This is a genomic window from Nonomuraea sp. NPDC049378 (genome assembly GCF_055586745.1).
In genome coordinates this window covers 284,984-306,712 of the sequence record NZ_JBVJHP010000006.1, presented here as the reverse complement: position 1 = coordinate 306,712, position 21,729 = coordinate 284,984, and the positions used below count along the sequence as shown (strand labels likewise).

Sequence of the window (21,729 nt, the reverse complement as noted above, 5' to 3'; positions counted from 1 at the left end):
CCGCGCCTGCCGACGACGTCGTGGTTCACCGGCTGACGGCCCTGGTGTACAGCCGCGTCGCCAGCGGCACGAACACGACCAGGAGCAGGACCGACCACAGCAGCGACACCGGCACCGCGTGCTGCAGCGGCCAGGCACCGGGCGCGGGGATGGCCGGGCTGGTGTTCCCGAACAGCTCGCGTGCGGCCTGGACGAGCGTGGAGACCGGGTTCCACTCGGCGATCGGCTTCAGCGGTCCGGGCAGCCGCGTGCTGTCGACGAAGGCGTTGGACAGGAAGACCAGCGGGAGCGACACGATGGTGGCGACGTTGTTGAAGACCTCGGGCGTGCGCAGGGCCAGCGCGACCGTGGCCGTCACCCAGGAGAAGGCGTACGCGAACAGTAGCAACATCAGGAACCCGAGGGCGGCCTCCAACGGCGAGCTGTTGATGCGCCACCCGGCGAGCAGCCCGACCAGCGTCATGGTGACGATGCTGGTCAGGTTCATGATGACGTCGCTGACGGTCTGGCCGGTGAGCACCGCCGAGGGCGACATCGGCAGTGTCCTGAACCGGTCGAAGATGCCCTTCTGCAGGTCCTGCGTCAGCGTGTAGCCGGTGATCTGCGCGCTCGTGGTGATCGTCATGACGAAGATCCCGGGGAGCATGTATTCCGCGTACGACATGCCGGGCAGGCTGATCATGCTGCCGAAGACGTAGGTGAACAGCAGCACGAACACGATCGGGAGGATGACCACGCCGCCCAGCAGGTCGGGAGCTCTGCGGATCTTCAGGGCGTTGCGCTTGGCGATCGTCATGCCGTCAGCGGCTGCCAGCCGCAAAGCGTTCATCGGAGGCTCTCCTCGGTCGTCTCGCCGGACTGGTGTCCCGTGAGGCTCAGGAACACGTCGTCCAGGGTCGGCCGGCGCAGGCCGGCATCGCGTACGGTGATCCGCTCGGCTGCCAGGCGGCCGAGCGCCCGGGTCAGTGCGGCCGCGCCGCCGGCCACCGGGATCGTCACCCGCAGGGCGGCGGCGTCGATCTGCATGTCCCCGAGGGCCAGCGGCGCCAGCGTTCTGGCGGCGGTCTCCAGGTTCGCCGCGTTCGTCACCGACAGCTGGATCCGGTCGCCGCCGACCTGGTCCTTCAGCTCGTCGGCGGTGCCGAGCGCGATCACGCGCCCGTGGTCGACCACGGCGATGCGGTCGGCGAGCCGGTCGGCCTCCTCCAGGTACTGGGTGGTGAGCAGCACCGTCGTGCCCGCGGCGACGAGCTCGGCGATGACGTCCCACAGGCCGATCCTGGCCCGGGGGTCGAGGCCGGTGGTGGGCTCGTCGAGGAACAGCACGGGCGGGTCGGCGACCAGCGCGCCGGCCAGGTCGAGGCGGCGTCGCATGCCGCCGGAGTAGCCCTGCACCGGGCGATCGGCGGCGTCGGCCAGGTCGAAGCGCTCCAGCAGCTCGCGGGCGCGCTGCCGGCTGCGCCTGGTGCCCAGATGGTAGAGGCGGCCGACCATCTCCAGGTTCTCGGCGCCGGTGAGGTGGTCGTCGACGGCGGCGTACTGGCCGGAGGCGCCGATGCGGGCGCGCAGCCGGCGCGCGTCGCGGACGACGTCGAGTCCGGCCACCGTGGCGTGCCCCGCGTCCGGCTTGAGCAGCGTGGTGAGGATGCGCACCGTGGTGGTCTTGCCGGCGCCGTTCGGGCCGAGCAGCCCGAACACCGTTCCCTCGGGAACGGCCAGGTCCATCCCGTCGAGGGCGGCCACGTCACCGTACTTCTTGACCAGTCCCTCGGCCACGATCGCGTCAGGCATGAGAATCTCCTCGGTCAGTCAGGAACGGTGGATGACGATGTCGCCGTGGGTGGTGTGGGCCCGCACCTCGACGACCTGGTCCGTCTCGGCGGGGGCGTCGCCGGGGTCGAGGGAGACGTCCACGGCGCCGTACGTGGAGCTCACGTCCAGCCAGGCGGCGGTGCCGTCGCGGATGCCGAGATCCAGGCCGCCGCCGGTGGTCTCCATGGTGATCGAGCCGGACACCACCTCGCCGATCTCCACGCCGGCGTACGCGGTCTTGACGGTGACGCCGGCCAGGGCGCGGTCCACGGTCATGTCGCCGTGGGCGCTGTTCAGCCGCAGGTCGCCGGTCACCTCGCGGAGGCGGACGTCGCCGTGGGAGGTCTTGACCGCGGCGGTGCCGTCGATCTCGCCGATGTGGATGCCACCGTGGGTCGTGGTGACCTCGGCGTGCCCGGTCGCGCGGGTGACCGAGATGTCGCCATAGGTGCTCTTCAGCCGTAGCCGGCCGGCCTGCTCGATCCGGATGTCTCCATGCGAGGTGCTGATCGTCACCTCGCCGAGCGATCCCCGGCACAGGACGGCCGACGCCGTCCTGGCATCCAGGCGGGAGCCGGCCGGCAGGTCGATCGTCACGTCGACCGAGCCAGGGCCGTGCAGCAGCGAACGTGCCCAGCTCGCGGGCGACTCGACGAGCCTGTCGAGCGACAGGCCCCAGCCGGAGGCCGGGCCGGCATGCTCCCTGCCGGTCCGCACGAGGAGCCTGCCGCCGGCGTAGTCGGCCTCGGTGTGCTCGGCGGCCAGCACGTCGGCGTCGTTGAGCCGGTCGCTCGGGCGGACGTCGACGACCGTGTCGGTGCGGTCGCTCGCGTTGATCCGGATGGTGGCGGCCGGCAGGTCGATGACGGCAGAGATGGGTTCGGGGGTGTCGAAGGTCGGCACGGCGGTCCCCTTGTCGTGGGTCGGCATGGTCATCAGCGCACCCAGCCGCTGTAGCGGTTGCCGCTCCGCTGCGCCGGGCGCCGGCCGGAGCGGCGATCGGCGTCACCGGGATCGAGTGCGGCGGAGACGGCCCGGACGAGCCAGGCGTTGACCGACAGCCCGTCCCGGGTGGCGGCCTCCTCGATGCGCGGCTTGAGGTGCTCGGGGACCCGGAGCGAGATCCGGGACGTGCCGCCGTCGTCGGCGTCGGGGGGCGGCAACGGGGCGGGCGGTCTGCCGGCCTGCCCGGTCCCGCCTTCCTCCGCGAACGAACGGGCGTCCGGCGGTGGCGTCACGACGAAAGCGGGGTCGCGCCCGCGCAGGCGCACTTCGACAGAGCCTGGTGCGAGGTCCTGGGTGATCTCGTCCGCGGCGGCTGACAGAGCCTCCAGCAGCGCGAGCCGGGCGGCCGACTCGAGCGTCGCGGCGAGACGTTCCGCCAGCGCACGCGCTTCCTCGCCGCCCGCCCCCGCGGCGATCGCGAGCTCGCGGCGGAGGTGATCGACATACGGCGCAAGGTCCATGACGTCATAGTGGCATCATTATGACGTCATGGCAACGCATGAGAGGGCTGTTCATGGCGTCATGAAGACGCGAGGCAGGCGTGTACGAGCGGGCGCGACCGGCGCCGAAGTCAGGTGAGCAGGGTCAGGTGAGCAGGGTCAGGTGAGCAGGGGGACAGGGCGGTCGACGACCATCTCGTAGACCAGGTCGGTGGTGATGGAGCCGACACGGGCGAGTTCGGAGGTGATCTGCTCGAGGTCGCCCATGCCGGTGGCGACGATCTCCATCACATAGCAGGACTCTCCCGTGACGCGCAGGCAGCGCACGATCTGCGGCCGGTCGGCCAGGACGGCCTTGACCTTGTCGTAGAGGGAACCGTGGACCTTCATCCGGACGATCGCGCGCAGGGTGTAGCCCAGGGCTTCGGGCTCGACACGGGCCCGGTAGCCCGCGATGACTCCCTGCTCCTCCAACGCGCGCAGCCGGATCCGCGTGGCGGAGACGCTGAGCTGGATGATCTCGGCGAGCCTGGCCAGGGTCGCGCGTCCGTCGGTCTGGATGGCGGCGATCAGGGCGCGGTCCACGTCATCCAGTGGCCTGACGTCTGGCGTGTTCGTCATAGGTGCAGGATTCCGCATATTCTGCGTCGATATCCCCAATGGTCGAACGATTGCGCGTGTGAACCGCGATTCGGGCTCCCTAGCGTTGTCCTCATGACGACTACGACACCGTTCTTCTTCATCGACGTCTTCGCCGAGCGACCGCTGGCCGGTAACCCGCTGGCGCTGGTTCCTGACGCGGACCACCTGACGGTGAACCAGATGCGCGACATCGCCCGCGAGTTCAACCAGTCCGAGACCACCTTCCTGCTGCGGCCCACCCGGCCGGGCGCCGCATGGCGGCTGCGGTCGTTCACCCCGATCGGCGCCGAGGTCGACGGCGCCGGCCACAACGCGCTCGGCGCCTGGCTGTGGCTCGCCGACCAGGGGCTGACCGGAGACGAGCCGTCGCGGACGCTGATGCAGGAAATAGGCGGGGACGTGCTGCCGGTGGAGGTGGTCCGCGGGCCCGGGCGCGACGTCCGCATCGTGATGGAGCAGTCGGCGCCCGTGTTCGGGCCCGTGGTGGAGGACGCAGGGCGCCTCCTCGCCGCGCTCGGACTGGAGCCTGCGGACCTGTCCGCCGATGGGCAGGCGCAGGTCGTCTCCACGGGAGTGGCTCACCTGCTCGTCCCGCTGGCCGACCGTCCCGCTGTCGACCGCACCGCCGCCGACAGCAGGCCCCTGGCCGCGATCCTGGCCGAGGCGGGCGCCGAAGGCTGCTACGTCTACACCACCGCAGCCGGGGAGCCCGAAGCGGACGCCTACAGCCGGTTCTTCAATCCCACCGTGGGCATCGTCGAGGACCCGGCCACCGGCACGGCCGCGGGTCCGCTCGCCGCCCTGCTCACTCGTCATCAACGGGCCGATGGCGGGCTGGTCGTCATCGAGCAGGGCCACCGGCTCGGGCGGCCCAGCCGGATCCAGCTCGAGGTCGACGGCGACCGGGTGCGGATCTCCGGGTCCGGGATCGTCACCGGCCGTGGAGAACTCCGGCTCGCGTGAACGGGGGGACCACGATGTCCGTCGATGACCTCACACCCACAGATCTGACGCATCTGCGCCGCTGCGTCGAGCTCGCCACCGAGGCTCTGGAGTGGGGCGACGACCCGTTCGGATCGGTTCTCGCCGACGCCGACGGAGCCGTCCTGGCCGAGCAACGCAACCGCGAGGCCACCACCGATGACCCGACCGCCCACCCGGAGATCGCCCTGTCCCGATGGGCGGCGGCGAACCTCACGCCACGGCGACGATCGACTGCCACGGTGTACACGTCGGGCGAACACTGCCCGATGTGCTCGGCGGCGCACGCCTGGGTCGGGCTGGGCCGGATCGTCTACGTCCACTCCGCCGCACAACTCGCCGAGTGGCGGGCGGCGCTCGGGCGCCCCGCCTCACCCGTGCGGAGCCTGCCGATCGCTGAGATCGCACCCGGCATCCCGGTCACAGGACCGGTGCCCCCTCTCGACGAGGAGATGCGGGACCTGCACACCCGCGCGGCCGGACGCTCCGGCTGAGCCGACGGCGCCCGCCGGCATCGACCTGCTGCTCTCCCGGTCGGTCACCACGTCCTCTCCTGGGTGAGAGCGTGGCCGGGGGCGTGTGTCACGAGTCGTCGAGGCTGGACAGCCCGTTGACGGCGATCTGGATGCCGCGTCGTCCGGCGGTCAGGACGTCCTGATTGGAGGCGCCTTGTTGCTGGGCGACCAGGCCGGCGGTGGCCAGCGCGCCCATGAAGCTCCCGACCGCCGCCCCGGCCGACACGGGATCCAGCCCGGGATAGACCTCGCACAGAGCCCTGGCCACCCGGGGCTGCACCTCCATCATGATCGTCAGCCCGCGTGCGCGCAGCGCGGGCTCGGTGAACATCAGCTGCGCCCGCAGCGGTGACAGCGCGAAGTCCAGCTCATCGTCCTCGCCCATGCTGCGCACCAGCGCGTCGAACATCCGGCCCAGCAGAGCTCCCAAGGGCTCGCCCGGTTGCCGCCCGGCGATCACGTCGAGCATGTCCTTTTCGCGATCCTCGACGTGCAGGAAGAGCACATCCTCCTTGCTCGCGAAGTACGCGAAGAAGGTGCGGGGTGCCACGTCGGCCGCCGCGGCGATCTCGGCGACGGTCGTCTGCTCGTAGCCCCGCTCGCTGAACAGCCGCACCGCGGCCTCCAGCAGCGCACGGCGGGTGCGGATCTTCTTGCGTTCGCGATGGCCTTCCACGGCGCCACCCTATCGCAGGCTCTGCGTTTATGCATATGTTGCAAATTCGCAGTCTGTGCGCTTTTCTGTGAGGTATGGAAACCCTCGACACGCTGCCCCTCGATCGGACGGACCCATTCGAGCCGCCCGCCGTACTGAAAGAGCTCCAGGGACCGCTGCACCCGATGACCTACGCCGACGGACGGCCCGGCTGGCTGGTCACCGGCTACACCGAGGCACGCGCGGTGCTCGACGACCCCCGCTTCAGCAACAGCACGCAGGGCGGGGGCGGCGCGCCGCCGATCAAGGAGCTGATGCCGCCCGAAGGGCTGACGGACTGGGTGATCCCGCCGGGCTTCTTCATCGCGATGGACGATCCCGGGCACTCCCGCTTCCGCAGGCTGCTGACCGGGCACTTCAGCATGCGCAAGATGCGGCGGTTGGAGCCCAGGATCCAGGAGATCATCGACGGCCGGCTCGAGGAGATGGCCCGCGGTGGAGCTCCCGCCGACCTGGTCCAGGCGTTCGCGCTGCCGATCCCGTCGCTGGTGATCTGCGAGCTGCTCGGCGTGCCGTACGGCGATCGCGCGCACTTCCAGGACACCACCGCGCGGGCGGTGAACCTCGACAACTCCGCCGAGCAGCGGGGCGCCTCGCACGCCGAGCTGATGGGCTACCTGTCCCAGCTGGTCGGGCGCAAGCGGGCGGAACCCGCCGAGGACCTGATCAGCGAGCTGGCCGCCGGCGGCGAACTCACCCACGACGAGCTCACCGGCGTGGCCACGCTGCTGCTGACCGCCGGGCATGAGACGACCGCGAACATGCTGAGCCTGGGCGCGTTCCTGCTGCTGTGCCGCCCGGAACAGGCGGAGCTGGTACGCACCGATCCCGGCGTCGCGGCGAGCGCTGTCGAGGAGCTGATGCGGTACCTCAGCATCACCCACATCGGCCCGATCCGGGTCGCCAGGGCCGACGTGCCGCTCGCCGGGCGGACGATCAAGGCAGGGGAGACCGTGACGATCTCCATCCCGGCCGTCAACCGGGACGAGACCCGGTTCCCCGACCCCGACCGCTTCGACGTCACCCGCCAGGCGGGAGCGCAGCTGGGCTTCAGCCACGGCATCCACCAGTGCCTGGGCCAGCAGCTGGCCCGGCTGGAGATGCGGCTGGCCTATCCGGCGCTGCTCCGCCGCTTCCCCGGGCTGCGGCTGGCCGTACCCGCTGCGGAGGTTCCGCTGCGGCCGCGGGCCACCATCTACGGCGTGGCCGCCCTCCCGGTCACCTGGTAGTGGCGCCTCCGGGCGCTGCACCGACGTCTTCACGATTCCCTCGTACGGAGCCGGCGCGCTGCTCATCCGCGAGGCCGCTGGAGCATCAGGCGATCAGGCGGACGCATGCGGCGCGAACTCGCCTCCATAGCGGCCGCAGTGGCCGTTGCAGGTGCCACGATCACCGCACGCCGACGGCGGCCGATCGCTGACCGCGCCGGTCGGAAACGCGGAGGAAACCCTGTCAGGACTACACATGGACCACGCGCTGAAGGCGATCAAGCCACCCATGCTTGCGCGTCTGGACAGGAGGAAATTTCCATCGTGAATCGTACGACAGCAGTCGGCCTGGCCGGTCTGGCATGCGCGATGCTGACGCTCGGCGTCACCGCACCCGCCGCCGCCACCGGCTCGGATCGCCCCCGGTTCGGTGACGTGCAGAAGGCGCTCACAGAACTGGCCGCCGGCTCCAAGGTCGTGGGCGCGATCGGCGCCGTCTACGTCGACGGCAGGCGGGTCGACCAGGGCACCGGCGGCACCCGCCTGCTGGACGACAAGGGCGGCAAGATCCCTCCCACCGCCCGCTACCGGATCGGCTCACAGACCAAGCTGATGACCGGCACCGTGATCCTCCAGCTGGTCAAGGAGAAGAAGTTCGCCCTGGACACCAAGCTGAGCGAGCTGCTGCCCGTCGTCGTCGAACAGGACCTGGTCAAGCTGGCCGACCAGATCACCTTGCAGCAGATGCTCCAGCACACCTCCGGCATCCCCAACCTGCCGGCCGCGGACGTCTTCGGCGACACCACCTACCGCACACCGCTGGAGATGGTGAAACAGACCAGCGACCTGGAACGGACAGGAGAGCCGGGCGCCCAGTTCAGCTACTCCAACACCAACTACTTCCTGCTCGGGCTGATCATCGAGAGGTACACCAAGCACACCGTGGCGGCGGAGTTCGAACGACGCCTGTTCGACGAGCTCGACATGGACAAGACCTACCTGCCTGTCAAACCGCCCGGCGGCATCAAGGGCCCGCACGGCCACGGCTACTACCCCGACAAGGACGGCAAGCTGCGCGACGTCGACCGCCAGAACATGAGCCACGGCTACGCTGCCGCCGGGGTCATCTCCACCTCCGACGACGTCAGCGCCTTCCACCGCGCCCTGGTCAAGAACCAGCTGCTGCCCAAGGAACTCACCCAGGTGCTGCTGGGCCGCCTGTTGCCCAAGGAGCAACCGGCCAAGACCGCGTCGAAGCCGGCCGCCAACGGCCGGATCTGCGACGGCAAGGGCGGCTACTTCGGCGTCACGGGCGGCGGCCCAGGAAACAAGTCCACCACCTACAACACCCCCGACGGCCGGGTGCAGTTCGCCCTGTCGGCCACCCTGGCCGCCTCCAACCTCGATCCCGAGCTGGATCCCCTCATGGAGAAGGCCGCCGAAGCGATCCTCTGCCCCTCGAACTAGCACCACGCGGTCCGGAAAGGACCCGGGTCCGCCGCATCTTGATCGCCGAGACCGGCGGTTCACCGCGCTGGCGGGCTTCGTCCCACGCCGGTCGCCGCCACGTCGCTCACCCCAGCCCAGCAGCGGCCGGGGCGGCGTTCGCGCCGTCCCGGCCACCCGGCCGGCTTCTGCCGGCGCTGTCCGCCGGGACAGCGCACCCCGATCTCCTCGCGGACGGCGTTTATCGTGGCCACCACCGCGACCGACTGCTCGTGGGTCATCAGCGGACTCTCGACCTCGCCCTCAGCGATCAGCCGCTCCGCTTCCGCGGCCTGGTACTGCATGCCTCTGCCGCTCACCGGCTGGTCGAACCGTTCCAGCTTCTGCCCCGTCACGTTCTTGACGGTCACCACCGCGGGGAAGTACCAGACCGAGTCGATCTCGATCCGGCCCTCGGTCCCGAGCACCACGGAGGTGTTGGGCCTCTGGTCTCCATGGAGGAGTACGACGTCGAGAGGGCATCGTTGCGGTGACGCAGGGCCGTCGCCACGCACACGTCGACGCCGGTGTCGCTCAGGGTGCCGCGCCCGGTGACCTCCACGGGATCCCCGAGGATGTCGTGGGCGAAGGACACCGGGTAGACGCCGACGTCCAGCAGGCAGCCGCCGGCCAGGTCGGGGTTGTTGAGCCGGTGCGCGGGGTCTGACGGGAGCCGCTGCGTGCGGTCCGCGTGCAGCGAACGGACGTCGCCCAGCATCGGCTCGACGCCGGGCAGGAGCCGCTCCCTGGCGTACCCGACCGGGCGCACGGCCTTCGACTGGTGACCCCACGATCCCGACGGCCTCCAGCGCCCTGCCGGAGATGACGGGACGGTCGAGCCACCAGGAGGGCTTCCCGCCGTGGGTGCGCACGAGGGCGCCGGCCGAGAGCGGGACGGGTTCGATGCGGTAGGCCAGGTCCGGATCCAGGATCGGCAGCCTGATCCGGCCCTGCTGCGCGGCCGCTGACGTGTCGAGCGGGGCGTATGCCGTGCTGGAGGAAGTGATTGCGAGGGCGAAAGAGCCTGGCACGTAGAGTATTCATCACGTCACTCAAAGCGTCCATAGGCTTTTCCGCTGTTGTCCGGGCGTCGCCGCCGCCCTCGGAAGGTCAGGCCGGTGCCGCCACGCCGGGCCGAATCAGCCGGTACGCGGCCAGGAGCGATGCCCACACCATGATGAGCGCGATGGCGAGGGCGAAGGCGACATTGGCCACCCGGGAGCCCTGCGTCGCGAAGATCGAGATCCAGGCCGCCAGGAAGAGCGCGCCGGTCACCATGCTGAAGGCGGCCCAGCCGCGGCGGTCGGTCGCCGCGAATTGTCGGCCGAACGCGAAACACGCGGCGATCAGCGCGAGAAAGGCGACCGCGGAGACGAGGAAGTGAACCATCCCTTGCGTGCTCATGCTCGTGGGCGCGCCGAGGGGCGTCCCCGGCGGGAAGCCGTCGGCAGGGTCGGCGGAGAAGAAGGCGGCGGCGACCATCCCGGCGCCGAAGACGCCGACCAGCCGCGGCCCCCAGGTGCCGGCCCGGCCTGCCGAACCGCGTGCCCGGTGCAGGCCGGCCGCTCCCGCCATGAACAGCAGGCCGCTGACCGCGAAGTTGGCGATCTGAATCCATCCCTGGTCACCGTTGCTCAGCATGCTGGCCGGGTACCGGCTTATGTCGAACCCGTCCCTGGTGAGCATCTGCAGCAGGACCACGACGATGTAGAGGGGGCCTGCGGCGATGCCGCACAGCAGCAGCGTCCGCGCCGCCCCGCCGGACGCCGTAGTGGTGAGGTTCTCGGTCATCGGGTCTACTCCTCATGAGTGTCGGCGAGTCGCCGTCCGGCGGACTCGGTACCTGGTGGCCGCCGCGCCGGCCGCGTTCGGTGATCTGGACGCGGCCGAAGCCCCAGGCCGTCGGTGCGGTGCGAGCGTCCTGCTCCGGCGGCGACCGGCTGGGCGGCGTTGATCTGGCCGACAACGTCGATCATTCGTTCGTTCCCTCCTCCTCGTCCTTCGGGCACGGTCGTCGCTCCGCGGACGGCCTCTCGTCAAGCGGGTGGTGGCGCTCGCGCTGGGCCCGCGCGAGTTCGGTGCCCAGCGCGTCAAGGCGCCGACTCCAGAACCGGTGACAACGCTCCAGCCGGATGCGGGCCTCCTGAGTGGTGCGGGGACGACGCCGTGCAGGCGCCGGAGGTGCCGGCCACGCCGCCGAGCACATCGACCGCGTGCACGGGCCGATAATCTCAGCTGCTACTTATATAAGTCAATGCTGATAGATACCGCGGACTGGGCGGCTGGCGTGTGGGGCTGATGTTGTCCGGGCGGGGATCGGTGATCCACCGGGTGGCCGGCGCGGTGGCCGGGCAGGTAACGTGTCCGCACCTTGATCTGGGCTTTCCTGAACCGCCACTGGCCCTAGCGAAGGACGCTGCGGGGCAGCAGCGTCGTATGGCAGACCTTCCCTTTCACGACCGGACCGACTTCGACGACGCGGAGCGCGGCTTCATCTCCCAGCTGACCCCCGCCGTGATCAGGGCGGCAGAAGGAAAGGTCGTCTGGGACAACGATGCGTACGCCTTCCTGGGCGGCGAGTGCCCGGCCGGCGCGAACCCGAGCCTGTGGCGGCAGGCCCAGCTGTGCGCCAAGCAGGGGCTCTTCGAGGTGACCGACGGCATCTACCAGGTGCGCGGACTGGACCTGTCCAACATGACGATCGTGGAGGGCGAGCGCGGCGTCATCGTCATCGACCCGCTCATCTCCACCGAGTGCGCCGCCGCCGCGCTCAGGCTGTACCGCGACCACCGGGGCGACCGCCCGGTCACCGGCCTGATCTACACCCACTCCCACGCCGACCACTTCGGGGGCGCCCGCGGCGTCACCAACGGGAACGGCATCCCCATCATGGCGCCGGCGCACTTCATGGAGCACGCCGTCGCGGAGAACGTCTACGTCGGCACCGCGATGAACCGCCGGGCCGTGTACATGTACGGGGAGTTCCTCCCGCGCTCGCCCGAAGGCCAGCTCGGCTGCGGCCTCGGCATGGGCGCCTCATCGGGCACCGTCTCCCTCATCCCGCCCACCGTCGACATCATCCGCACCGGACAGGAGGAGACGGTCGACGGCGTACGCATCGTCTTCCAGCTCACCCCCGGCACCGAGGCTCCGGCGGAGACGAACTTCCTGTTCCCCGAGCACCGTGCCCTGTGCATGGCCGAGAACGCCACCCACAACCTGCACAACGTCCTGACCCTGCGCGGCGCGCTGGTCCGCGACGCCCGCATCTGGTCCCGCTACCTGACCGAGGCCATCGCGCTGTTCGCCGACCACGCGGACGTGGCCTTCGCCTCCCACCACTGGCCCACCTGGGGGAGGGAGCGCATCGTCACCTTCCTGTCCCAGCAGCGCGACCTGTACGCCTACCTGCACGACCAGACCCTGCGCATGCTGAACCGCGGCATGACCGGCAACGAGATCGCCGAGACCATGCAGCTGCCGCCCGCTCTGGAGCAGTCATGGCACACGCGCGGCTACTACGGCTCGGTCAGCCACAACGTCAAGGCGATCTACCAGCGCTACCTGGGGTGGTTCGACGGCAACCCCGCCCACCTGTGGGAGCACCCGCCCGTCGACCAGGCCCGCCGCTACGTCGAATGCCTCGGCGGCGCCTCCGCCGTCGTCGGGCTGGCCGGCCGCTACATCCGCGACGGCGACCTGCGCTTCGCGGCGACGCTTCTCAACCACGCGGTGTTCGCCGAGGAGGGCAACGCGGAGGCGCGCCGGCTGCTGGCCGAGGTGTACACCCGGCTGGGCCAAGGCGCCGAGAACGCCACATGGCGCAACTTCTACCTCACCGGCGCCGGCGAGCTGACCGGCCGGCCGCCGAAGTCCGCGACCGACACCGCCTCGCCGGACATGCTCGGCGCGCTCACCGCGGAGCAGATCTTTGACTCGCTGTCCATCCGCGTCAACGGCCCCGATGCTTGGAATGAGCGCTTCGCCATCGACTGGCACCTCACCGATCTCGACGAGTGCCACCGCACATCGATGTCCAACGGCGTCCTGATCCACGAGACGTCGCCATCCGGCGGGGGCGCCGACCTCGCCATCCGGCTGACCAAGGAGCGCTTGATGGGCCTGCTCGCCGGAGACGGCGGCGCCGACGGCATTGACCACGACGGCATTGACCACGACGGGGACATGACCGTCCTGCACCGGCTGACCGCCGTCCTGGAGGAGCCCACGCGGGACTTCGCCATCGTCACGCCCTGACCTTGCGAGGGCGTTCAGGACCCCGCCGGCCCGCGCAGCTTCGCGGCCGACGCGCGAAATCCCGGCCCGCGCAGCTTCGCGGCCGACGCGCGAAATCAGGGGCCGGCTCAGCGGCGGCGGGTGGCGTGCGCCGCCTCGGCGATGGTCTCGGCGACGCCGTCGACGTCGTGCTGGTCGAGCGGCGCGCAGGCGACGCGGAGGAAGTCACCGGGCAGCCGCGTCGCCATGAACGCCGATCCGGGCGCGACCGCCACGCCGTTGAGCGCGAGCGACACCAGCGCCTGCTGCTCGTTGCGCACGCCGACCCAGAGGTTGGTGCCGTCCCTGCCGTGGGCGGTCACGCCGTGTGCGGTGAGCGCCCGCTGCAGCGCCGATCTCCGCGCGGCGTACTCGTTCCGTGCCGCGGCGATCTGCTCCTGGGATTTCTGACCGGTGAGCAGCCGCAGCAGGACGTTCTGCAGGAGCCTGCTGGTCCAGCCGGAGCCGAGCATCCGGCGACGCAGCAGCGACATGATGGGTCCCTCGGCGCCGCCGACGGCGGCCATCCGCAGGTCGGGGCCGTGCGACTTGGAGAAGCCGCGGATGTGCACGGTCCGCTCGGGAAGGTGGTGGCCCAGGCTCACCGGCTCGGCCACGGCGATCCCTGCCGAGTGGTCGTCCTCGATGATCAGTGCCGTGGAGTCGCGCAGCACCGCCGCCAGCTCCGCGGCGCGCGGCTCGTCCATGCTGTGACCGGTGGGGTTCTGCCCGCGCGGCTGGAGGATGACGGCGTCCGCGTCGGCCTCGCGCAGCGCGGCGCCGAGGTCGCCGGGCTCGATGCCGCGGTCGTCGACGGGCAGCGCGACGACCTCGGCTCCGAACAGCTCGAGGAGGTCGAGGATCGGGGGGAAGGTCGGGTTCTCGACCACGACCCTGGTGCCGGGCCGGACGAGCCCGGACAGCAGCCGGTCCACCGCGTCCATGGCCCCGTCGACCAGCGCGAGCACCGCGGGCGGGAACGGCCAGTCCGCCCGTAACACCTCCTCCAGGCCGGGCAGCAGCGGCGGGTCGAAGTAGCTGCTCGTGCGCTGATCCCTGCTCAGCTGCTCCAGCACGGACTCCACGCGTGGCAGGAGCGCGGGATCCGGCCAGCTCTCCGACAGGTCGAGCAGGCCGGCGAAGCCCTCGGCCCGCAGCCGGCTGTATCTGGTCGGGCCGGTCAAATTCGCCGGGGTGCGCACCACCGTGCCACGCCGGCCGTCGGTGCGGACGAGGCCCGCTCTGAGCAGCCGCTGCCACGCCTGCGAAACGGTCGCCGGGCTCACGCCGAGCGCCTCGGCGAGCTGCCTGACGGTCGGCAGCCGCTCGCCCGCCGGCAGCTCTCCGCTGGTGATCAGGCGGCCGACCGTCTTGGCGATGCCGGCCGCCGTGCGGTCGCTCACCGACGCAGAAATGTCCACAGCTGTTTGTACTATAACAAACTTTCTATTGTCTACCGGCATTACTGCACGTAATCTCATGCCACCCACCAGCGAAAGGGCGTATCAGTGACCGCGCGACAGGTGACCGACGACGACCGCCGCTACGTCTTCCACTCGTGGTCGGCACAGGACCACATCTCCCCCCTGCCAGTGGCGGGCGCGGAGGGGTCGACCTTCTGGGACTACGGGGGCAACCGCTACCTCGACTTCTCCTCCCAGTTGGTGAACTCCAACCTCGGACACGGCCATCCCCGGCTGATCTCCGCGATCGGCGACCAGGCGGCCAGGCTCGCCTACGCCGCGCCCTCGTTCGCCGTCGACGTGCGGAGCGAGGCGGCCCGGATGATCGTCGAGCGGGCACCCGAGGGCATGGCGAAGGTCTTCTTCACCAACGGCGGAGCCGAGGCCAACGAGAACGCGGTCAGGATGGCCAAGCTGTTCACCGGCCGGCACAAGGTGCTCAGCACCTACCGCTCCTACCACGGCGCGACCACCGGGGCGATCTCGCTGACCGGCGAACCACGGCGCTGGCCGAGCGAGCCGGGCCTGCCCGGCGCCGTGCACTTCTTCGGCCCCTACCCCTACCGCTCCGCGTTCTCCGCAACGAGCGCGGAGGAGGAGAGCGAGCGGGCGCTGCGTCACCTCGACGAGGTGGTGACGCTCGAAGGACCGCACACCGTGGCCGCGGTCGTCCTGGAGACCGTGGTCGGCACCAACGGCGTCCTGGTCCCGCCGCCCGGCTACCTGCGCGGCGTGCGCGAGCTGTGCACCCGGCACGGGATCCAGCTGATCTGCGACGAGGTCATGGTCGGATTCGGCCGCGTCGGGCACTGGTTCGCCTGCCAGGCATGGGACGTCAGGCCCGACCTGATCACCTTCGCCAAGGGCGTCAACTCCGGCTACGTCCCGCTCGGCGGTGTGATCATCTCGGCCGAGGTGGCCGGGTTCTTCGGCGACCGCGCCTACCCCGGCGGGCTCACCTACAGCGGTCACCCGCTGGCCTGCGCGGTGGCGGTCGAGCACATGAAGGTCCTGGAGGAGGAGCGGATCCTGCCCCGGGTGCGCGCACTCGGCGAGCGGCTGGAAACCCGGCTGGCCGAGATCGCGCAGCGGCACCCCAGCGTGGGTGAGGTGCGCGGGATGGGCCTGATGTGGGCGATCGAACTCGTCCGCGACAGGGAGACGCGCGAGCCGCTGGTGCCGTACAACGCCGCCGGGCAGGCCAACGAGCCGATGGCGCGGGTCGCCGCTGCCTGCCGCGAGGGCGGCGTGTGGCCGTTCACTCACTTCAACCGGTTGCACGTCGCGCCGCCGCTGATCATCGAGGACGACGAGCTGGACCGCGGGCTCGCCGTCTACGACGCGGCGCTCAAGATCGCCGACGAGTACGTCACCGGCTGAGGAGGAGCATGTGTCCGAGCGACCGATGCTGATCGACGGCGAGTGGGTCACGGCAGGCGACGGCCGGTGGATCGAGGTGGAGAGCCCCGGTGACCGCACCACGGTCGCCCGCGTGCCACGCGGCGACGCCGCCGACGTCGGGCGCGCGGTCGACGCGGCCGCCCGCGCCCTCCCCGCCTGGCGGGCGCGCCCGCCGCGCGAACGGGCCGATCTCTTCCGCCGCGTGGCCGACAGCCTCGAACCGGAGGTGGAGAAGCTCGCCCGGCTGGTCTCGCTGGAGAACGGCAACGCGCTGCGCACCCAGTCACGCGGCGAGGCCCGGTTCGTCGTCGACTGCTTCCGCTATTTCGGCGGTCTGGCCGGCGAGGCCAAGGGGGAGACGATCCCGCTCAGCGACGCCGTACTCGACTACACCAGGCGCGAGCCGCTCGGCGTGGTCGGCGCGATCGTCCCGTGGAACGCCCCGCTGATGCTCTCCGCCCTGAAGATCGCCCCCGCGCTGGTCACCGGCAACACGCTGGTGCTCAAGGTCGCCGAGGACGCCCCGCTCGCGGTGCTGGAAGTGGCCAGGATCTGCCAGGAGTTCCTGCCGGCCGGCGTGCTCAACGTCGTGACCGGCTACGGCGAGGAGGCGGGCGCGGCGCTGACCGCGCATCCCGGCGTCGCCAAGCTCAGCTTCACCGGCTCGACCTCCGTGGGCAGGCAGGTGATGCGCGCCGGAGCCGACCGCGTCGCCCCGGTCTCGCTCGAGCTCGGCGGCAAGAGCCCGCAACTGGTCTTCCCCGACGCCGACGAGGACTGGGTGGTCGACGGCGTGATCGCGGGCATGCGCTTCTTCCGCCAGGGCCAGTCCTGCACGGCGGGCTCCCGGCTGTTCGTCCACGAGACGGTCTTCGACTCGTTCGTCGGCAAGCTCACCACCCGGCTGGGCTCGCTCACGGTGGGCGACCCGCTCGACGAGTCCACCGACATCGGCGCGATCGTCAACGCCGGACAGTTCGACAAGGTCTGCGGCTACATCCGTGACGGCATGGATCAGCGGGGGGCGCGGATCGCCCTGGGCGGCCTGCCCCCGGAGCACGGCCCGCTGTCCAAGGGCTACTTCGTGGAGCCCACGGTCTTCACCGGCGTCGCCAACGACTGGCGGATCGCGCAGGAGGAGATCTTCGGACCGGTCGTGTGCGCGATCCCGTGGCGCGAGGAGTCCGAGGTGATCGCGATGGCCAACGACACGCCGTACGGGCTGGCCGCGTTCGTCTGGACGCACGACGTGAGCAGGGCGCTGCGCGCCGCGCACGCGCTGGAGGCCGGGTGGGTGCAGGTCAACCAGGGGGGCGGGCAGGTCCTCGGGCAGTCCTACGGGGGTTTCAAACAGAGCGGAATCGGTCGCGAGTTCTCCCTCGAGGGGATGCTCGACAGTTACACCCAGCGCAAACACATATCCGTGAGCTTGCAGAGGTGACCACATGTCCTCCACCTCCAACCCGCCTGCCGTGCCTCCGGTGCGGGTGGCGTTCGCCAGTTTCGTCGGCACCACCATCGAGTGGTACGACTACATCCTCTTCGGCACGGCCTCGGTGCTCGTGCTCAACGGGCAGTTCTTCCCCACGCTGAGCCCGGCGGCCGGCACGCTCGCCTCGCTGGCCACGTTCTCGATCGCGTTCGTCGCCCGGCCGCTCGGCAGCGTGCTGTTCGGCCACTTCGGCGACCGGATGAGCCGCAAGAAGATGCTCATCTGGTCGCTGCTGGGCATGGGGATCGCCACGGTCCTGGTCGGCCTGCTGCCGAACTACGACACGATCGGGATCGCCGCGCCGCTCATCCTGGTCATCCTGCGCATCGTGCAGGGTGTGGCCGTCGGCGGCGAGTGGGGAGGCGCCGCGCTGATGGCGCTCGAACACGCGCCGCGACGCAAGCGGGCCTTCTTCGCGAGCTGGCCGCAGGCCGGGGTGCCCGCCGGGCTGCTGCTCGCGAACGGCGCGTTCTTCCTCGTGCAGAGCATGCCGGAGGAGCAGTTCCAGTCCTGGGGCTGGCGGCTGCCGTTCCTCGCGTCCGCAGCGATGATCGCGGTCGGCTTCTACGTCAGGAGCAAGGTCAGCGAGTCGCCGGAGTTCACCGAGATGCGGGAGGCGGAGGCTCGGCGCAAGCGGCAGCGCCGGGTGCCGCTGCTCGAGGTGCTGCGCGAGCACAAGCGGGCGGTGCTGATCGGCACCCTGTCCGTCGGCGTCGGCAACACCGTCTTCTACCTGTCCACCGTCTTCATGCTCGCGCACGGGCCGCAGGACCTCGGCTTCGACCGTGGCCAGATCCTCCTGATGCTCATGCTGGCCGCGGCGCTGGACATCGTCTCGCTGCCGCTGGTCGCGATGCTGGGCGACCGGATCGGGCGCAAGCGGCTGATGCAACTCGGCGCGGTGATCGGGATCGTCATCGGGGTGCCGATGTTCGCGCTGTTCGCCACGGGCACCGCCTGGGGCATCCTGCTGGCCACGGTGCTCGCCCTGCCGATCGGCCACGCCTTCTCCAGCGCGGTGCTGACGAGCTTCATCCCCGGGCTGTTCCAGACCCGGGTGCGTTACACGGGCGCCGGACTGTCCTACCAGCTGAGCGGCATCGTCGCATCGGCGCCCGCGCCGTTCCTCGCGACCTGGCTCTTCGAGTCGACGGGAAACAGCCTCGCCGTCGGCGCATACCTGTCGGTGGTGGCGGTGATCACCCTGGTGGCGGTCTCCGCCGCGCCGGCGAAGCCACTCGACGGGGAGAACATCGAGAACCGTGAAGTCACAGACGAAGGGAGCCGTCACGATGAGCAGGGTCGTCCGGGCAGCGCTGTACCAGACGCGGTGGACAGGTGATCGGGAGAGCATGATCCGGGAGCACGAGGACGCCGCGCGCCGCGCCGCCGAGCGGGGTGCCAAGGTGATCTGCTTCCAGGAACTGTTCTACGGCCCGTTCTTCTGCCAGGTGACGGACCAACGGTTCTACGACTGGGCGGAGGCCGTGCCCGGCGGGCCGACGGTGGAGCGTTTCCGCGCGCTGGCGGCGGAGCTCGGCCTGGTCATGGTGCTCCCGGTGTACGAGGAGGAGCAGCCGGGGGTGCTCTACAACACCGCCGCGGTGATCGACGCCGACGGTTCCTTCGCCGGGAAATACCGCAAGAGCCACATCCCGAACCTGCCGGGCTTCTGGGAGAAGTTCTACTTCCGGCCGGGGAATCTCGGTTACCCGGTGTTCGACACCGCGGCCGGCCGCATCGGCGTCTACATCTGCTACGACCGGCACTTCCCCGAGGGCTGGCGGGCGCTCGGGCTGGGCGGCGCGGAGATCGTGTTCAACCCGTCGGCGACGCATCGCGGGCTGTCGCGATACCTCTGGCAGCTGGAGCAGCCGGCCGCGGCCGTGGCCAACGCCTACTTCGTGGGCGCGATCAACCGGGTCGGCGTCGAGGAGTACGGCGACAACGACTTCTACGGCACCTCCTACTTCGTCGGCCCGGAGGGCAAGGTCATCGGCGACACGGCGAGCGACACCGACCCCGACCTCGTCGTCCAGGACCTCGACCTGGACGAGATCAGGCGGATCAGGGATCGCTGGGCCTTCTACCGCGACCGCAGGCCCGAGTCCTACGGCGCCGTGGTGGCGCCGTGAAGCTGTTCACGGCGCGGCGGATCCTGGCCCTGGACGGCACCGAGCCCGAGGCGTTCGCAGTCGAGGACGGCGTCGTGGTCGCGACGGGGACGCGGGCCGGCCTGACCCGGCGGCATCCGCACGCGGAACGGGTCGACCTCGACGGCGCGCTGGTGGTGCCCGGGTTCAACGACGCGCACTGCCACGTCTCGCAGGCCGCGCTCGCCAGGGTCCGCGTCGACCTGGCCGGCGCGGCCGGCGCCGCCGAGGTCGCCGCCGCCCTGCGGGCCAGGGCCGCCCGGACGCCGCCCGGCGAGTGGGTCGTCGGGCAGCCGCTGGACGATCGCCTCATCCCCGGCGTCGACCGCGACTTCCTCGACGCCGTCTCGCCCGATCACCCCGTCGTGCTGATCCACTACTCCTTCCACCGGGCGGTGGTGAACAGCAGGGCGCTCGAACTGCTGGGCTACCGCACCGCCGCGGACGCGCCGGACGGCGGGCAACTCATGACCGACGCCGCCGGCCGGCTCGACGGCCGGCTGATCGAGCGCGCCTGGCTCGACCCGTGGCTGCCAGGACCGCGGCGCGACACCATCGCGCCCGCCGGCGAACTCGCCGCGCAGGTGGCCGCGCTGGCGGAGGTGAACGACGGGCTGCACAGGGCCGGGATCACCTCCTACTGCGACGCGATCGTCACCCCGGTGGAGCAGCGGATGTACACCGCGGCACGCGACCGTGGCGCGCTCACGCCGCGGGTGAGCATGCTGCTGTGGCACACCTACTTCGACCCGGCGACCTGGCCCGGCCAGGAAGCCGACCAGCGGCTGCAGCTGAGCGGCGTGAAGCTGATGTACGACGGCGCGCTGACCGGCGGCACCTGCCTGTGCCGCCACCCCTACCCGAGCGGCACGGGCACGGACAACGGCCTGCAGATCCTCACCGACGAGGAGTTCGCCGGCCGGGTGCGCGCCGTCGCGTCCGCGGGAGCGCGGATCGCGGTGCACGCCAACGGCGACCTGGCGATCAGCAAGCTGCTCGACGTCTTCGCATCGCTGCCCGCCACCGGGGCCGGCCATCGCGTCGAGCACTGCAGCATCGTGGACGACGAGATCATCGCCAGGCTGGTCACGCTCGGCGTCACGCCGGTGCCGTTCTCCGCCTTCGCCCATCTGTACGGCGAGGCGCTCACCGGCTTCTACGGCCAGGAGCGGGCCGGCCGGATCTGCGCGCACCGGTCGATGCTGGACGCCGGGCTGGAGGTCGCCGGCTCGTCCGACTACCCCATCGTGCCCGTCGACCCGCTCCTCGGCGTGCAGAGCATGGTCACCCGCAGGTCGGCCGCGGGCCTGGACTTCGGCCCCGCCCAGCGGCTCGGCGTGATCGAGGCGCTCGGCGTCTACACGCACGGCTCGGCGCACGCCACCGGCGACGGGCGCCGGAGGGGCCGGCTCTCTCCCGGCCAGGTGGCCGACTTCGTCGTCCTCGACGCCGACCTGACCGCCGTCGAGCCCGACGAGATCGCGGCCACCCGGGTGCGCTCGACCTGGGTGGGCGGCGAGCGGGTGTGGGCCTCCGGATGACCACGGCCGCGGGCGCGCCGACGTTCGAGCGCGTCCGCCGCCGGGTCCGGCCGGCGCTCCTCGGATCTGGGCGCGGCCAACCACGAGCCGCAGGCGCGGTCAACACCGCCGCAACCGAACGTCCCCCCGGCGGTGAGACAGCGGCGCGCTGATCGACATCGCCATGAACCTCGTCCGGGCCTGGCCGCCGTGACCCCGTGCTGTCTGCTGGGCCGGTCGATCTGAAGAATGCCGCGATCAGAGAATCTCTCGACCGTCATACGACTTTCTCCGGACAGAACTGCGGGAACGACGTCGATGGTTCAAGCCGCGAAGGACAGAAGGAGTGGACGGGCATGCGCGAAAAGGTCTCGGGCATGCCTCTCGGCACCCTCGGAGGTGTCAGCCAGGTCGACCCCCGGTCCGGCTACCGGACGGACGATCACGACCAGGGTGCTTACGTCGGCGCTGGACCCGCTGCTGACGGCACCCGCGGCACCACCTGCGCACCCGGCCCGCTGAACATCGGCCGCAAGGTCAGCCCGTCGAGGCAGCTGTGGGATCTCGCCCGGCGGCTGATCGTGGGACATCCCGCGCCCGGCCGGCGCAAACCCTGAGCAGG

21 protein-coding genes are annotated in these 21,729 nt (G+C 70.8%); 11 read left to right on the top strand and 10 right to left on the bottom strand.

All coding sequences use genetic code 11. The features are described 5' to 3' along the window. Nucleotides 1-25: 25 nt before the first annotated feature. The 5 genes from ACZ6SA_RS15755 to ACZ6SA_RS15735 form a co-directional block, all read right to left on the bottom strand. Complete coding sequence (locus ACZ6SA_RS15755) at nucleotides 26-829, bottom strand: ABC transporter permease (protein WP_465828493.1); 804 nt, start codon at nucleotides 827-829, stop codon at nucleotides 26-28. Beyond that, nucleotides 826-1,791, bottom strand: a complete 966-nt coding sequence (locus tag ACZ6SA_RS15750; protein ID WP_465828492.1) for an ATP-binding cassette domain-containing protein — start codon at nucleotides 1,789-1,791, stop codon at nucleotides 826-828. Before ACZ6SA_RS15750 ends, ACZ6SA_RS15755 begins: the two co-directional genes overlap by 4 nt. 18 nt (nucleotides 1,792-1,809) lie before the next feature. Further along, nucleotides 1,810-2,748, bottom strand: coding sequence for a DUF4097 family beta strand repeat-containing protein (locus ACZ6SA_RS15745; protein ID WP_465828490.1), 939 nt, complete (start codon nucleotides 2,746-2,748; stop codon nucleotides 1,810-1,812). Next, nucleotides 2,748-3,278 (bottom strand): hypothetical protein, encoded by a 531-nt coding sequence (locus ACZ6SA_RS15740; RefSeq protein WP_465828488.1) that lies wholly within the window; start codon nucleotides 3,276-3,278, stop codon nucleotides 2,748-2,750. Before ACZ6SA_RS15740 ends, ACZ6SA_RS15745 begins: the two co-directional genes overlap by 1 nt. Before the next feature lie 138 nt (nucleotides 3,279-3,416). Beyond that, nucleotides 3,417-3,878 carry an Lrp/AsnC family transcriptional regulator gene (locus ACZ6SA_RS15735; protein WP_347642381.1) on the bottom strand — a complete coding sequence of 154 codons (462 nt, stop codon included), beginning with the start codon at nucleotides 3,876-3,878 and terminating at the stop codon, nucleotides 3,417-3,419. 93 nt (nucleotides 3,879-3,971) lie between these two features. Here ACZ6SA_RS15735 and ACZ6SA_RS15730 point away from each other — a divergent pair, with 93 nt between their 5' ends. After that, nucleotides 3,972-4,862, top strand: a complete 891-nt coding sequence (locus ACZ6SA_RS15730; RefSeq protein WP_347642382.1) for a PhzF family phenazine biosynthesis protein — start codon at nucleotides 3,972-3,974, stop codon at nucleotides 4,860-4,862. Nucleotides 4,863-4,876: 14 nt separating this feature from the next. Further along, on the top strand, nucleotides 4,877-5,374 hold the full coding sequence (locus ACZ6SA_RS15725; protein WP_347642383.1) for a nucleoside deaminase: 498 nt from the start codon (nucleotides 4,877-4,879) through the stop codon (nucleotides 5,372-5,374). An 88-nt stretch (nucleotides 5,375-5,462) separates the two neighbouring features. Here ACZ6SA_RS15725 and ACZ6SA_RS15720 read toward each other — a convergent pair whose 3' ends face one another. Further along, nucleotides 5,463-6,071: a TetR/AcrR family transcriptional regulator gene (locus ACZ6SA_RS15720; protein ID WP_347642384.1), complete on the bottom strand. Its 609-nt coding sequence runs from the start codon at nucleotides 6,069-6,071 to the stop codon at nucleotides 5,463-5,465. A 74-nt stretch (nucleotides 6,072-6,145) separates the two neighbouring features. On the opposite strand from ACZ6SA_RS15720, the gene ACZ6SA_RS15715 reads away from it, so the two are divergent. Beyond that, entirely contained in the window at nucleotides 6,146-7,339 is a 1,194-nt protein-coding gene (locus ACZ6SA_RS15715) for a cytochrome P450 (protein ID WP_347642385.1), read from the top strand. A 303-nt stretch (nucleotides 7,340-7,642) separates the two neighbouring features. After that, nucleotides 7,643-8,785: a serine hydrolase domain-containing protein gene (locus ACZ6SA_RS15710; protein ID WP_465828485.1), complete on the top strand. Its 1,143-nt coding sequence runs from the start codon at nucleotides 7,643-7,645 to the stop codon at nucleotides 8,783-8,785. A 59-nt stretch (nucleotides 8,786-8,844) separates the two neighbouring features. On the opposite strand, the gene ACZ6SA_RS15705 is transcribed toward ACZ6SA_RS15710, so the two are convergent. The 3 genes from ACZ6SA_RS15705 to ACZ6SA_RS15695 form a co-directional block, all read right to left on the bottom strand. Beyond that, entirely contained in the window at nucleotides 8,845-9,231 is a 387-nt protein-coding gene (locus ACZ6SA_RS15705) for a hypothetical protein (RefSeq protein ID WP_465828484.1), read from the bottom strand. Beyond that, nucleotides 9,171-9,572 (bottom strand): Gfo/Idh/MocA family protein, encoded by a 402-nt coding sequence (locus ACZ6SA_RS15700; protein ID WP_347642388.1) that lies wholly within the window; start codon nucleotides 9,570-9,572, stop codon nucleotides 9,171-9,173. The genes ACZ6SA_RS15705 and ACZ6SA_RS15700 overlap by 61 nt, the downstream gene beginning before the upstream one ends. Before the next feature lie 341 nt (nucleotides 9,573-9,913). Beyond that, on the bottom strand, nucleotides 9,914-10,594 hold the full coding sequence (locus ACZ6SA_RS15695) for a DUF998 domain-containing protein (RefSeq protein WP_347642389.1): 681 nt from the start codon (nucleotides 10,592-10,594) through the stop codon (nucleotides 9,914-9,916). Between the two features lie 645 nt (nucleotides 10,595-11,239). Between ACZ6SA_RS15695 and ACZ6SA_RS15690 the strand changes: the two genes are divergently transcribed. After that, the gene (locus tag ACZ6SA_RS15690) at nucleotides 11,240-13,060 is read left to right on the top strand and encodes an alkyl/aryl-sulfatase (protein WP_465828481.1); all 1,821 of its coding nucleotides are present in this window, start codon (nucleotides 11,240-11,242) and stop codon (nucleotides 13,058-13,060) included. Between the two features lie 107 nt (nucleotides 13,061-13,167). Here the strand turns inward: ACZ6SA_RS15690 and ACZ6SA_RS15685 are convergent, their stop codons facing one another. Next, entirely contained in the window at nucleotides 13,168-14,499 is a 1,332-nt protein-coding gene (locus ACZ6SA_RS15685; RefSeq protein WP_465828479.1) for an aminotransferase class I/II-fold pyridoxal phosphate-dependent enzyme, read from the bottom strand. Nucleotides 14,500-14,586: 87 nt separating this feature from the next. Between ACZ6SA_RS15685 and ACZ6SA_RS15680 the strand changes: the two genes are divergently transcribed. The 6 genes from ACZ6SA_RS15680 to ACZ6SA_RS15655 all read left to right on the top strand — a co-directional run bounded on the left by ACZ6SA_RS15680 (nucleotide 14,587) and on the right by ACZ6SA_RS15655 (nucleotide 21,724). Beyond that, nucleotides 14,587-15,921: an aminotransferase class III-fold pyridoxal phosphate-dependent enzyme gene (locus tag ACZ6SA_RS15680; RefSeq protein ID WP_465828477.1), complete on the top strand. Its 1,335-nt coding sequence runs from the start codon at nucleotides 14,587-14,589 to the stop codon at nucleotides 15,919-15,921. Between the two features lie 10 nt (nucleotides 15,922-15,931). Continuing rightward, nucleotides 15,932-17,383 carry an aldehyde dehydrogenase family protein gene (locus ACZ6SA_RS15675; RefSeq protein ID WP_465828475.1) on the top strand — a complete coding sequence of 484 codons (1,452 nt, stop codon included), beginning with the start codon at nucleotides 15,932-15,934 and terminating at the stop codon, nucleotides 17,381-17,383. Nucleotides 17,384-17,387: 4 nt separating this feature from the next. After that, a complete protein-coding gene (locus ACZ6SA_RS15670) occupies nucleotides 17,388-18,776 on the top strand; it encodes an MFS transporter (RefSeq protein WP_465828473.1) in 1,389 nt (462 codons plus the stop codon). Then, nucleotides 18,727-19,569, top strand: a complete 843-nt coding sequence (locus ACZ6SA_RS15665) for a nitrilase-related carbon-nitrogen hydrolase (protein ID WP_465828471.1) — start codon at nucleotides 18,727-18,729, stop codon at nucleotides 19,567-19,569. The genes ACZ6SA_RS15670 and ACZ6SA_RS15665 overlap by 50 nt, the downstream gene beginning before the upstream one ends. Beyond that, nucleotides 19,566-21,128, top strand: coding sequence for an amidohydrolase (locus ACZ6SA_RS15660; protein ID WP_465828469.1), 1,563 nt, complete (start codon nucleotides 19,566-19,568; stop codon nucleotides 21,126-21,128). The genes ACZ6SA_RS15665 and ACZ6SA_RS15660 overlap by 4 nt, the downstream gene beginning before the upstream one ends. Before the next feature lie 335 nt (nucleotides 21,129-21,463). Next, the gene (locus tag ACZ6SA_RS15655; RefSeq protein WP_465828467.1) at nucleotides 21,464-21,724 is read left to right on the top strand and encodes a hypothetical protein; all 261 of its coding nucleotides are present in this window, start codon (nucleotides 21,464-21,466) and stop codon (nucleotides 21,722-21,724) included. Nucleotides 21,725-21,729: the final 5 nt, after the last annotated feature.